8 protein-coding genes and 2 tRNA genes are annotated in these 12,651 nt (G+C 50.9%); 7 read left to right on the top strand and 3 right to left on the bottom strand.

Annotated features, from left to right (window positions below; genetic code table 11):
• Positions 1-40 precede the first annotated feature (40 nt).
• The 7 genes from pal to ASC40_RS03670 all read left to right on the top strand — a co-directional run bounded on the left by pal (position 41) and on the right by ASC40_RS03670 (position 8,977).
• Entirely contained in the window at positions 41-586 is a 546-nt protein-coding gene (pal, locus tag ASC40_RS03700) for a peptidoglycan-associated lipoprotein Pal (protein ID WP_055438400.1), read from the top strand.
• A 45-nt stretch (positions 587-631) separates the two neighbouring features.
• Positions 632-1,375, top strand: coding sequence for a tol-pal system protein YbgF (gene ybgF, locus ASC40_RS03695; RefSeq protein WP_055438399.1), 744 nt, complete (start codon positions 632-634; stop codon positions 1,373-1,375).
• A gap of 151 nt (positions 1,376-1,526) precedes the next feature.
• Positions 1,527-1,602: transfer RNA gene (locus tag ASC40_RS03690), tRNA-Lys, on the top strand.
• A gap of 28 nt (positions 1,603-1,630) precedes the next feature.
• Positions 1,631-1,706 (top strand) — tRNA-Lys (locus ASC40_RS03685).
• Between the two features lie 92 nt (positions 1,707-1,798).
• The gene (gene nadA / locus ASC40_RS03680) at positions 1,799-2,845 is read left to right on the top strand and encodes a quinolinate synthase NadA (RefSeq protein WP_055438398.1); all 1,047 of its coding nucleotides are present in this window, start codon (positions 1,799-1,801) and stop codon (positions 2,843-2,845) included.
• A gap of 241 nt (positions 2,846-3,086) precedes the next feature.
• On the top strand, positions 3,087-7,550 hold the full coding sequence (gltB, locus tag ASC40_RS03675) for a glutamate synthase large subunit (RefSeq protein WP_055438397.1): 4,464 nt from the start codon (positions 3,087-3,089) through the stop codon (positions 7,548-7,550).
• Complete coding sequence (locus ASC40_RS03670; RefSeq protein ID WP_055438396.1) at positions 7,550-8,977, top strand: FAD-dependent oxidoreductase; 1,428 nt, start codon at positions 7,550-7,552, stop codon at positions 8,975-8,977. Before gltB ends, ASC40_RS03670 begins: the two co-directional genes overlap by 1 nt.
• Before the next feature lie 224 nt (positions 8,978-9,201).
• Here the strand turns inward: ASC40_RS03670 and ASC40_RS03665 are convergent, their stop codons facing one another.
• The 3 genes from ASC40_RS03665 to ggt form a co-directional block, all read right to left on the bottom strand.
• On the bottom strand, positions 9,202-10,011 hold the full coding sequence (locus tag ASC40_RS03665) for an NAD(P)H-binding protein (RefSeq protein ID WP_055438395.1): 810 nt from the start codon (positions 10,009-10,011) through the stop codon (positions 9,202-9,204).
• Between the two features lies 1 nt (position 10,012).
• Positions 10,013-10,798 (bottom strand): ZIP family metal transporter, encoded by a 786-nt coding sequence (locus tag ASC40_RS03660; RefSeq protein ID WP_055438394.1) that lies wholly within the window; start codon positions 10,796-10,798, stop codon positions 10,013-10,015.
• A 139-nt stretch (positions 10,799-10,937) separates the two neighbouring features.
• Positions 10,938-12,587: a gamma-glutamyltransferase gene (gene ggt / locus ASC40_RS03655; RefSeq protein WP_245622184.1), complete on the bottom strand. Its 1,650-nt coding sequence runs from the start codon at positions 12,585-12,587 to the stop codon at positions 10,938-10,940.
• Between the last annotated feature and the right edge of the window lie 64 nt (positions 12,588-12,651).

Genomic DNA, 12,651 nt, shown 5'->3' with positions numbered 1-12,651 from the left:
TTACAATTCAGATTTTCACTTGAAAGAAAGGAACGCGGATATGAACGCAAACAAAGCTTTAAAAAGTCTGTTCATTGCAGTACCTATGCTGACTCTGGCAGCGTGTAGCTCAAATCAAGGCGCTGAGGAAGCGGTTGATCAACAAACCAACCAACAGCAACAAGAGCAGCAACAGCAAGAGCAATCAGGTGTTGATGTTGGCGCAGTAGAGCGTCAAAAAACGCCTGAAGAAATTCGTGCAGAGAAAGTTGCTGAGCTACGTCAAGAAAATACTATTTTCTTTGCGTTTGATGACTCACGTATTTCTTCTGAATATGCGCAGGTATTAGCAGCTCACGCTGATTTCTTAGTGCAAAACCCTGGTGTGACAGTAACGATTGAAGGTCACTGTGACGAGCGTGGTACGCCTGAGTACAACATCGCTTTGGGTGAGCGTCGTGCGAAAGCCGTCGCGCAATACTTGCAAAACTTAGGTGTTAGCTCTAGCCAAGTAACAACTGTTTCTTATGGTGAAGAGAAGCCGTTAATTAACGCTTCAAACAATGACGCATACGCGAAAAACCGTCGCGGCGTACTTGTTTACTAAGCTTGAAAGACAACTAATTTTCACTTGAAGTAAAAGGTTGAGCCAATGCAGAAAGCATTACTCGTATTGGCCTTACTGATTCCCGGTGTCCTGCATGCGCAGGCACCGGTTTCTAAGTTAGGCAGTGGGTCACTCGAAGAACGCTTAAATCAACTTGAGCGCGTGATGGATGCCCGCAATGCGGCACAGATGGCGCTTTTAGATCAAATGGCACAGTTGCAAGATGAGGTGGCAGATCTTCGTGGTAAAACAGAAGAGCACGCGTACCAAATTGAGCAAATATTACAGCGCCAACGTGAAATCTACCAAGAGATTGATCGCCGGTTAGCTGCTCAACCGCAGTCTACCTCGGCAACAAACTCGCAACCCGCAACGATTGATACATCGACGCCGAGTGGAAGCTATTCAGCTGATATTTCAGAAAACGAAGCCTACGACCAAGCCATTCAGCTGGTACTACGCGATCAACGCTATGATGCAGCCGTACCTGCGTTTGAGTCGTTTATTAAAAAATTCCCAAACTCTACGTATGTGCCAAATGCACACTATTGGTTAGGGCAATTGTTGTTAACCGACAGCAAACTTGACCAAGCAAAAGTGCATTTCGGTAAGGTTGTCAATGACTATAAAGACAGCAACAAACGTGGCGATTGTATATTGAAGTTAGGTATTATCGCGCAACAACAAAACGACACCGCCAAAGCACGTGAACTTTACAATCAAGTTTTATCTGAGTACCCAGACTCAACCGAAGCTGGTTTAGCGCGTAAACGTCTTGGTAATTTGTAAGCATATTTGTAAACATCGTGTAGAAATTTCGGGAAAACGTTCGCAAATTAAGCAAACGCACCCGATTACTTCAATTTACAGTTGCAACGAGCGGCTTTTTGAGTAAACTATGCCGCCGTTGCCACTGATAAGTGCGTAACGCGACAGTGATGGGTTGTTAGCTCAGTTGGTAGAGCAGTTGACTTTTAATCAATTGGTCGCAGGTTCGAATCCTGCACAACCCACCAATCACTCTCACATTTCAAGCTTTAAAATGGGTTGTTAGCTCAGTTGGTAGAGCAGTTGACTTTTAATCAATTGGTCGCAGGTTCGAATCCTGCACAACCCACCACTCTCTCTCGTTTCCAGTAAACAAAGCAACCTTGTATTCCCCTAGCCTTGATTTATAATACGGCAACTTTTTTCATGCACTGAAGTGGTACCATGAGCATTACGGCAGAAATTCAAGCACGGGTTATTGATAGTTTGGATTATCCATTCCCAGTCAAACCAAAACAATTAACCGACGAGCAAAAGGCACAGTACACCGCGCGTATTAAAGAATTATTACGCGAGAAAAATGCGGTGCTGGTTGCGCACTATTATACCGACCCTGAAATTCAAGCATTGGCTGAAGCAACAGGCGGCTGCGTGGCTGACTCACTGGAAATGGCGCGATTTGGTGCGAAGCACGAAGCCGAAACGTTAATTGTTGCGGGTGTGAAGTTCATGGGCGAAACCGCCAAAATTTTGACGCCTAACAAGCGTGTGCTCATGCCAACACTTGAAGCAACCTGTTCGCTTGACTTGGGTTGCCCCATTGAAGAATTCTCAAAGTTTTGCGACGAACATCCCGACCGTACCGTCGTGGTGTATGCCAATACCTCTGCAGCCGTGAAGGCACGGGCCGACTGGGTGGTCACGTCATCTATTGCATTAGAAGTGGTTGATCACTTAGATGCCAATGGCGAAAAAATTCTGTGGGGCCCAGACAAGCATTTGGGTGCATACATTCAAAAGCAAACCGGTGCCGACATGATCATGTGGCAAGGTGCCTGTATTGTGCATGATGAATTTAAAACCAAAGCGCTTGAAGACCTTAAAAACGTATACCCTGAAGCGGCAGTGTTGGTGCACCCTGAGTCGCCGCAATCGGTGGTTGATATGGCCGACGCGGTGGGCTCAACCTCACAGCTAATTAAAGCAAGCCAAGAAATGCCAAATGACACCTTCATTGTGGCGACCGATCGCGGCATTTTTTACAAAATGCAGCAGTTGTCGCCAAACAAGCATTTTATTGAAGCCCCAACAGCCGGTAATGGCGCTACGTGTCGCAGCTGCGCGCATTGCCCGTGGATGGCGATGAATGGCCTTGTCGCAATTGCGGAAGCGTTAGAACACGGCGGCGCTGAGCATGAGATTCATGTAGACCCTGAGCTAGCCAAGCGCGCGTTAATGCCGCTAGACCGAATGCTAAGCTTCAAAGGCTAACTTCGTTATTCGATCGCTTCGCTCGTCGTTGTTCGATCGCTTCGCTCTTCGTCTTTGGTTTTACCGAACAGCGCGAAGCGCGGACAAACAGCGAACGAAGTGAGCGCACGAATAACGAATAACGCTTTTGCTCTAAAAATAACGAAGGTGAATTTTGGTTATAGTTGCCATCACCTCACAACCTGTCTAAGGTGGAATATCATTTAAATTCAGCTCTAGCAAGAAATGTGAGGCAGGTTGTATGGCATTGTACTCCCACGACGATGTGCGTGATAACTGTGGATTTGGGCTTATCGCCCAAATAGCTGGCGAACCGAGTCATGCGTTGATTACACGCGCTATTGCTGGCTTAGCGAATATGCAGCATCGTGGGGGCATTAATGCGGATGGTAAGACTGGTGATGGTTGTGGCTTGTTATTACAACTGCCCGAGCAGTTTTTTCGCGATTATGCGGCACAGCAAGGTTGGCATTTAAGTAAAAAGTTTGCGGTGGGCATGGTATTTTTGAGCCGCGATGAAGCTGCTGCTGCAAGCCAACGCCGTGCGTTAGAGCAAGAGCTTACCCGTGAAACACTTACCGTAGAGGGCTGGCGCGAGGTACCAACGAACGAAAAGGTGCTAGGTGACATTGCCCGTAAAAGCTTACCGCTTATTCAGCAGGTGATAGTGAGTGCGCCGCCTGGTTGGCGGAAAAAAGATTTGGAACGTCGCTTGTATATGGCACGACGACGGGCCGAGCAGACGCTGCAAGATCAGCCGGATTTCTATATTTGTTCGCTGTCGTGCCTAGTGATTGTGTATAAAGGCTTAATGCTTGCTAAGCATTTAGCTGACTTCTTTCTTGATTTGGCAAACCCTGCGGTTAAAACTTCTAATTGCGTGTTTCATCAACGCTTTTCAACCAATACCCAGCCGCAGTGGCGGTTAGCTCAGCCGTTTCGGTTTTTAGCTCATAACGGCGAAATTAATGCCATACGCGGTAACCGTCAATGGGCGGCGGCGCGCCAATATAAGTTTCACTCGCCGTTGTTGCCCGACTTGCAGCAAGCTGCGCCGTTCGTCAACGCCGAAGGGTCTGACTCGTCGGCGCTGGATAACATGTTGGAGCTATTGCTGGCCGGCGGCATGGACTTGTTTCGCGCCTTGCGCTTGCTTATTCCGCCCGCTTGGCAGGGCGACCCGACTATGGACGATGACCTGCGTGCGTTTTACGAGTTTAACTCGATGCATATGGAGCCGTGGGACGGGCCGGCTGGTATTGTCATGAGCAATGGGCGCCATGTGGCATGCAGTTTAGACCGCAATGGCTTACGCCCAGCCCGTTTTATTTTGACCGAAGACGGCGTACTTACCATTGCCTCTGAAGTAGGTATTTGGGATTACGACGAGGCCAAAGTGGTTGAAAAGGGGCGCTTAGGGCCGGGCCAGATGATGGCCGTGGACACTTATAACGGTCGCATTTGGCGTAGCGAAGACATTGATCAAGACTTGCAACAGCGCCACCCCTACCGGCAATGGTTGAACAGCCATGTTCGGCATTTACAGCCGTTTGCGGAGCTTGCGGCCGAGTTACTCGGTAAGCGCTTGTTTGATGACGCCACTATGGCGGTTTACCATAAGTTATTCTTATATTCGCGTGAAGAGTTGCAGCAAGTTGTCGCTGTGCTCGGTAGCGATGGCCACGAAGCGACTGGCTCAATGGGTGATGATACGCCTATTGCGGTACTGTCAAAGCAGCCCCGCAGCTTGTTTGATTACTTCCGTCAGCAGTTTGCCCAAGTAACCAACCCGCCCATTGACCCCATTCGCGAGCGCCACGTGATGAGCTTGGCAACTTGTATTGGCCGCGAACAAAACGTATTTAATGAAACTTCGGGCTACGCCGAGCGGGTGGTCATGGAGTCGCCGGTATTAATGTATACCGACCTGAAGCAACTGCGCGAATTGCCCGAGCAGGGGTACAAGCTGGCTAAGTTTAGTTTGTGGTACAAGCCTCAACAGTTAAACCTGCAACAAGCAATTAGCCAACTTTGCGATAAAGTTGTGACTGAAGTACGAGAAAACAAAGTGGTACAGGTGCAACTGTCTGATCGGCAATTAACTGAAGGTGAATTGCCCATTCCCGCTGCGCTTGCAGTTGGTGCGGTGCAGCAGGCGTTGGTTCGGGCGAATTTACGTTGCGACTCAAATATTTTGGTGGAAACTGCGGCGGTACGTGACGCGCATCAAATGGCGGTGCTTATTGGTCTTGGCGCAACGGCGGTGTATCCGTTCTTGGCCTACGAAACCATTGAACAGCTGGTTGAACGTGGCGATATTCAGGTGTCTGTGCGCCAAGCCATGGAAAACTATCGTGCCGGCTTGAACAAAGGCCTGCTGAAAATTATGTCAAAAATGGGTATCGCGACCGTGGCGAGCTACCGCGGTGCATGCTTGTTTGAAGTAGTGGGGTTGGCCGCCGAAGTGCGGCAGCAATGTTTTGCACACGCACCGGCGCGAATTGGCGGCGCTACTTATGCTGATTTAGAACGGCAATTACTGCAAACCAGTCAACGTGCGTGGTTGCGAAACCGCCCCTTAGGTGCCGGTGGGCTATTAAAATTTGTACACGGTGGTGAGTATCACGCGTATAACCCTGACGTGGTTACCAGTTTACAAACCGCGGTAAAAACAGGTGAACGTGCGGCCTATCAGCAATTTGCCGATCATGTGAACCAGCGCCCCATAGCGTTTATTCGCGACTTATTGCAGCCCAAGCCGGTGGCACAGCCGCTGCCTCTTGCTCAAGTTGAAGCGGCAACTGAGCTTTACCACCGTTTTGATACAGCGGCTATGTCAATTGGTGCTTTAAGTCCAGAGGCACATGAAGCGCTTGCGCAAGGTATGAACCGCATTGGTGGCCATTCAAATAGCGGGGAGGGCGGTGAAGATCCGCGTCGGTTTGGTACCGACAAAAACTCACGAATTAAACAAATAGCCTCAGGCCGTTTTGGCGTCACGCCGCATTACTTGGTAAACGCCGATGTGTTGCAGATTAAAATTGCGCAAGGAGCGAAACCCGGCGAAGGAGGCCAGTTGCCAGGGGAAAAGGTTTCAGCAGAAATAGCCAAACTGCGTTTCGCGGTGCCGGGTACGCCATTAATATCGCCTCCGCCGCACCATGATATTTATTCGATTGAAGATTTAGCCCAGTTAATTTTTGACTTAAAGCAAGTGAACCCCAAAGCATTTGTGTCGGTGAAACTGGTGTCGTCGCCAGGCATTGGCACCATAGCTACCGGTGTGGCTAAGGCCTATGCTGACTTGATTACTATATCGGGGTATGACGGTGGTACTGGGGCTAGCCCACTAACGTCGGTGAAACACGCGGGGTCGCCGTGGGAGCTTGGTTTAGCTGAAGTACAACAAGCATTAGTAAGTAATAACTTACGCCATAAAGTACGGGTACAAGTGGATGGCGGTTTAAAAACTGGCCTAGACGTTATTAAAGCTGCCATTTTGGGGGCTGAAAGCTTTGGTTTTGGCACTGCGCCCATGATTGCTTTGGGTTGTAAGTATTTGCGTATTTGCCACCTAAATAACTGTGCTACTGGTGTCGCCACACAAGACGAAACACTGCGGCGAGAACATTTTACTGGCTTGCCTGAACGGGTTGCTAAATACTTTGAATTTGTCGCCGAAGAGGTTCGTGAATGGTTAGCGCGATTAGGCGTCGAAAAATTAACAGACTTGATTGGCCGCGTTGATTTGCTAGAACGTGTTGCCGGCGAAACCACGCAACAGCAGCAACTCGATTTATCGGATTTACTGGCTGCCGCGGGCACTCACAACGACTACCCACGTTATTGTACGGAGCAAAATCAGCCCGATGATAAAGGCGCGCTGAACCAACAGTTGCTGCGTTTAACCGAAACAGCCGTAGCGCAGCAGCAAGGCGGCCAGTGGCAGTTGCCGATTCGTAACTTTGATCGCTCAGTAGGCGCTGCGGTTTCAGGGGCTATTGCACTTCACTATGGTAATCAAGGCATGGCCGGCAACCCAATTGAATTGAAGTTTAACGGCAGCGCCGGACAAAGTTTTGGTGCTTGGAATGCCGGTGGCCTGCGGTTAGATCTTACTGGTGACGCCAACGACTACGTGGGCAAAGGCATGGCTGGCGGCCGAATTGTATTGCGCCCGCCAGCACAAGCGCAATATGCCAGCGAGCAAGCGGTGATTATGGGCAATACCTGCTTGTATGGCGCTACCGGTGGCAAGTTATTTGCCGCAGGGCGTGCCGGCGAACGCTTTGCAGTACGTAACTCTGGAGCCACCGCCGTGGTTGAAGGCATTGGTGACCACGGTTGCGAGTACATGACCGGCGGTATTGTGGTGGTGCTTGGTGCCACGGGTATTAATTTCGGCGCGGGTATGACCGGTGGCTTTGCCTATGTGTGGGACGCAGACGGCCAGTTTATGTCGCGGCTAAACGGCGAGTTAGTGGAACCCTGCAAAGTGAACACGCCAATATTACAAGAGCATTTGCGTGGGCTAATTCATGAGCATTATGAGCGTACAGGCAGTGAACATGCACACGGGTTGTTACGCGATTTGGAGCGTAAGTTTGATGAGTTTGTCATGGTGAAGCCAAAAGCCGCCGACTTGGCCGATTTAGTTGGCCACCGTGCGCGCTCAACCGCTGAACTACGTGTGGAGGTAATGTAATGAACAAGAATATATATCAGTTCTTGGACGTACAGCGCATTGATCCTCCGAAGCGAGCATTGCGTGAGCGCCAAATTGAGTTTGTCGAAATTTATGAGCCCATGCCTGAGCACCAGGTACAAGGCCAGGCTGATCGCTGTTTAGACTGCGGTAACCCTTATTGCGAATGGCAATGTCCAGTGCATAACTATATTCCGCAGTGGCTTGAGCTTGCCCAACAAGGGCGTATTTTTGAAGCGGCTGAGCTGTGTCATCAAACCAACAGCCTACCCGAAGTGTGTGGCCGCGTTTGCCCGCAAGACCGCTTGTGTGAAGGGGCATGTACCTTAAATGATGAGTTTGGTGCGGTAACCATTGGCAGCATTGAGAAATACATTACCGACACCGCTTTTGCGCAAGGCTGGCGCCCTGATTTATCGGGTGTTGAAAAAACCAATAAGCGCGTGGCGGTGATAGGTGCAGGGCCTGCCGGCTTAGCTTGCGCAGACGTGTTGGTACGCCAAGGCATTACACCGGTGGTGTTTGACCGCTACCCTGAAATAGGTGGGCTACTAACTTACGGTATTCCGCCGTTTAAGCTAGAAAAAACCGTGATGCAGCTGCGCCGCGAGATTTTTACCGACATGGGTATTGAGTTTCGCTTAGGGTGCAATATTGGCCATGACGTTGCGTTTGACGACTTACTGAAAGAATTTGATGCGGTATTTGTGGCTGTTGGCACCTACAAAGCGCTGGACGGCAACTTGCCGGGTCTTGAAGCGCAGGGGGTGGTGCCGGCGTTGCCGTATTTAATTGGCAACACGCAAGAACTGCTAACTGCGCAGCAGGTTATACCTATGGCTGAGTATCCGAAAATTGACCTTTCGGGTCAGCGGGTGGTGGTGCTGGGTGGTGGTGATACAGCCATGGACTGCGTGCGCACTGCGGTGCGTCAGCAGTCGCAGTCGGTGGTGTGCGCGTATCGTCGGGATGAACAAAATATGCCCGGTTCGCGCCGTGAAGTGCAAAATGCGCGCGAGGAAGGCGTGGTGTTCGAGTTTAACGTGCAGCCGCTAGCCATTGAGTGTGACGCGAATAATTGCGTTACTGGGGTGCGTATGGTGCGCACTGAATTGGGGCCCGCTGATGAGCAAGGGCGGCGCCGTCCGCAGCCTGTGGTCGACTCTGAATTTGTGATGCCCGCCGACGCGGTGATTATTGCCTTTGGTTATCAGCCGAACCCGCCGCTGTGGTTGCAGCCGCATGGGGTTGAACTAACCGATTGGGGCACGGTGGTGGCGTCGGAGCAGAGTGAATTTGCCATGCAAACCAGCAACCCACGTATTTTTGCTGGGGGTGATATGGTGCGTGGCGCGGACTTAGTCGTTACCGCCATAGCGCAAGGCCGCGCAGCCGCGCAAGGCATTGCCGTTTACTTGCTGCTGTAGCCCGGCGTTTTACGCCGGGTGGCACAAGGTGCCGTCATTGTTCAATTCGACATTCACGGTGCTGTAGCCCGGCGTTTTACGCCGGGTGGCACAAGGTGCCGTCATTGCTCAATTCGACATTCACGGTGCTGTAGCCCGGCGTTTTACGCCGGGTGGCACAAGGTGCCGTCATTGCTCAATTCGACATTCACGGTGCTGTGCACCACCCGGCGTGTAACGCCGGGCTACAGGCTCGGGTGTTTGAGGGTGTAGCCGGTAGCGCGAAGTTTGGCATTACGCAGGCGTTTGCTGCCGCGTGGGCCGACTTGGTCAGTGCGTTTTAGCCCAGAAATATCAATGCCGAGTTTGTCAGCCATGCGTTGATACGCGTCAGCCTGCAGCAATGGCTCATTGTCGGTTACCACATAAACGGGCTCTTGGTGCTCAGGGTGCTCCAACAAATAGGCAATAAAGCCGGCCACGTCGTCACTGTGAATGCGATTGGTCCAAGCAGGTGTGATAGTTGCAGTACCTGCTTTAAGTTGCTGCTGCAGCCGCTCACGACCGGGGCCATAAATGCCCGAGCAGCGCAACACGCTAGTCACAGCCGTACTGCCCAAAATAACTCGTTCAGCCTGCAACAACATGTCGCCGCTATCACTGTCGGGTTCAGTTGGGCTTTGTTCATCTACCCATTCACCGTCGCGCTGGCCATAGACCCCTGTGCTAGATACGTAGATAACCCGCGGCGTCTTGGCTTGTTGATGCAGCAAGTGTTGCAAGTGGCGGCATGGCACCACATAGCCTTGATGATAGCCTTCACGGCTGTAATCGCTTGGCGTTAGGGTGATCACAATGGCGTCGAACTGCTGTTTTAGTAGTTCGCGTAAGTCTTGTTCATGGTTGGCGTCAGCTGCGGTGAGTTCGACACCAGGCACTTGCGCTTTACCACTTGGCGTGCGACAGGCCCCAACCACTTGCCAGCCACTAGCAACAAGCAAAGGGGCGGTACGCTGTGCAATATCGCCGTACCCTAACAACAAAACTTTTTTCATGTTAAGTGGCTCCTAACCAAACATCTAAAAATAACATCACCACCAAGCCAATCATTAAACCAGATGTGGCGCGCGTGTGGTGCCCATGGCGGTGGGTTTCGGGAATAATTTCGTGGCTAATCACAAACAGCATGGCGCCTGCGGCAAATACCAAGCCCCAGGGCAATAAAACTTCCGATAAGTTGACGAATACGCCACCAAATAAACCACCAATGGGCTCAATTAACCCCGTAAGTGCTGCAATCACAAAAGCTTTTAAGCGCGAGTAGCCCACCGCAAGTAAGCCCACTGCAACGGCTAAGCCTTCGGGAATATTCTGTAAACCAATGCCAAGAGCCAGCGAAAATGCGGTTTCTTGTTGGCCACTACCGTATGCCACACCAACGGCCAAGCCTTCTGGGAAATTGTGAATGGCAATGGCAAAGACAAACAGCCACACGCCAGCAACTTTGGCATTTTGGTGGCCATCAGTACCGGTGACAAAATGTTCATGGGGTAATAATTTGTGAAGTGCCCCAATGGCCACAGCGCCCAATAAAATTCCCGCTACTGCAATTGCTGCAGGCCATGGACCAGGGCCATACATTTCGGTGGATATATCAATTGAGGGGACAATCAGGGAAAAAAAGGAGGCGGCTAGCATGACACCGGCCGCGAAACCTAACAAGGTGTCGTTAAAAGCTTCTGAGGGCTTCTTGCCGAATAGAATAGGTACGGCACCAGCTGCGGTTAAGGCGCCCGTTATAAAACTGGCAAATACGGCAAGCAATACAAGATTATGCGACATCGGCAGGCTTCATTGTTGATTGCTCTGGCGGCTGTTCCTGTGGATTAGTGCATGCACAAGGTATTGCGCATGCACTTACGATTAAACATGAAGCGATCACCAGTGCTAATTTGCACGCCATGGCTGTTTCTCCGTTAGCTTAATACCCCGCCGCATGACCGTCTTTGCGGCTTTCTGAGGCTCCATAATACACGCCTTCTTCATGGTTGCGCCAGATAGCTTGATAACCACCGTACGGGCCGACGGCTTCTTGCAAGGTATGGCCCATTTTAATGAGCTCGCGACGGGTGTGATCAGAAAAACCGTTTTCAAGGCTAACCACACCGCCGTCGGTCATTACTTCACCTGTCGGTTGGCTTGAACCCGTGTGCAGAATACGTGGCGCGTCACCGGCTTCTTGCAGGTTCATGCCAAAGTCGATCATGTTGATTAGAATTTGCGCATGCATTTGCGGTTGCGTTGCGCCGCCCATGACACCGTAGCTCATCAGCGGTTTTCCGTCTTTGGTGACAAACGCAGGAATAATGGTGTGAAAAGGGCGTTTACCCGGCTCAAACACGTTGCGATGGTTTTTATCAAGGGCAAATAACTCGCCGCGGTTCTGTAGCACAAAACCTAAGCCGGTTGGCGTAACGCCCGAGCCCATACCGCGGTAGTTGCTCTGAATTAACGACACCATGTTGCCTTGTGCATCGGCGGTGGTTAAGTAAATGGTATCGCCTTCGGTAGGCGGGTTTCCTGGCTCAAAAGATTTGCCGGCGCGCTGCATGTTAATGAGCTTGGCACGCTCTTTAGCGTATTTCTTGTCAAGTAAGCCCTGAACCGGTACTTCATTAAAAGCTGGGTCTGAGTAATATTTAGCGCGGTCTTCAAAGGCTAGTTTTTTGGCCTCGACAAACAAATGCACATATTCTGGGCTGTCAAAGCCCATGCTTTTCAAGTCGTAGTTCTCAAGAATATTTAGTATTTGCTGGGCAGCAATACCTTGAGTATTTGGCGGTAGTTCCCACAGGTCATAGCCGCGGTAATTGGTTGATACGGGGTCTACCCAGGTAGACGAGTGCTTCGCTAAGTCGTCATAACTTAAAAAGCCTCCGTGTTTTTCAACAAAGGCATCAATCGTTTTAGCAATGTTGCCTTTATAAAAAGCATCGCGGCCTTGCTCGGCGAGTAAACGGTAGGTGTTGGCTAAGTCAGGGTTTTTAAACAGCTTGCCTTTTTGCGGCGGCAAACCATTTTTCATAAACACCTCGGCAAAACCGGGTTGGTCTTTCAATACTTCAGCGTTGCGCTCGAAGTAGTAGGCAATAACTTCGGTAACCGGAAAGCCATTTTCAGCATAATGAATGGCTGGCGCTAGTACCTTGGCCATGGGCAGTTTGCCGAATTTGTTGTGTAACTCAAACCAGCCGTCAACGGCGCCAGGTACTGAAATAGGTAACACGCCACGGGCTGGAATTGCGTCATAGCCATTTTCAATAAAATAGTCGAGGCTAAGTGACTGCGGCGAGCGGCCGGAAGCATTTAAACCATGCAAGCGCTTGCCGTTGGCGTCCCACACAATGGCGTATAAGTCTCCGCCAATGCCGTTACCCGTTGGTTCAACCAACCCTAAAACGGCATTGGCCGCAATAGCGGCATCTATGGCATTACCGCCTGCTTGCATAATATCGAGCGCCACTTGGGTGGCTAATGGCTGGCTAGTTGCTGCCATTGCGCTTGGGGCCATGGCCTCAGAGCGCGTGGCAAAATGATGACCGGTAATGCGGTCGGCGGCGCTGGCGCTCATGCTAGCCAACCCGCAACTCAGGGCGAGCACGCAGCTGGCTAAGGCAAATTTTGATTGTGCAACT

This window comes from Pseudidiomarina woesei (assembly GCF_001418345.1).
In the GTDB taxonomy this organism is placed as follows: Bacteria; Pseudomonadota; Gammaproteobacteria; order Enterobacterales; family Alteromonadaceae; genus Pseudidiomarina; species Pseudidiomarina woesei.
The sequence above is the reverse complement of the archived record's forward strand: the minus strand, read 5'-3'. Positions and strand labels throughout refer to the sequence as shown.

Coding starts and splice junctions, on each gene's coding strand:
- pal (WP_055438400.1), top strand. CDS start 41: ATGAACGCAAACAAAGCTTTAAAAAGTCTGTTCATTGCAGTACCTATG.
- ybgF (WP_055438399.1), top strand. CDS start 632: ATGCAGAAAGCATTACTCGTATTGGCCTTACTGATTCCCGGTGTCCTG.
- nadA (WP_055438398.1), top strand. CDS start 1,799: ATGAGCATTACGGCAGAAATTCAAGCACGGGTTATTGATAGTTTGGAT.
- gltB (WP_055438397.1), top strand. CDS start 3,087: ATGGCATTGTACTCCCACGACGATGTGCGTGATAACTGTGGATTTGGG.
- ASC40_RS03670 (WP_055438396.1), top strand. CDS start 7,550: ATGAACAAGAATATATATCAGTTCTTGGACGTACAGCGCATTGATCCT.
- ASC40_RS03665 (WP_055438395.1), bottom strand. CDS start 10,011: ATGAAAAAAGTTTTGTTGTTAGGGTACGGCGATATTGCACAGCGTACC.
- ASC40_RS03660 (WP_055438394.1), bottom strand. CDS start 10,798: ATGTCGCATAATCTTGTATTGCTTGCCGTATTTGCCAGTTTTATAACG.
- ggt (WP_245622184.1), bottom strand. CDS start 12,587: ATGAGCGCCAGCGCCGCCGACCGCATTACCGGTCATCATTTTGCCACG.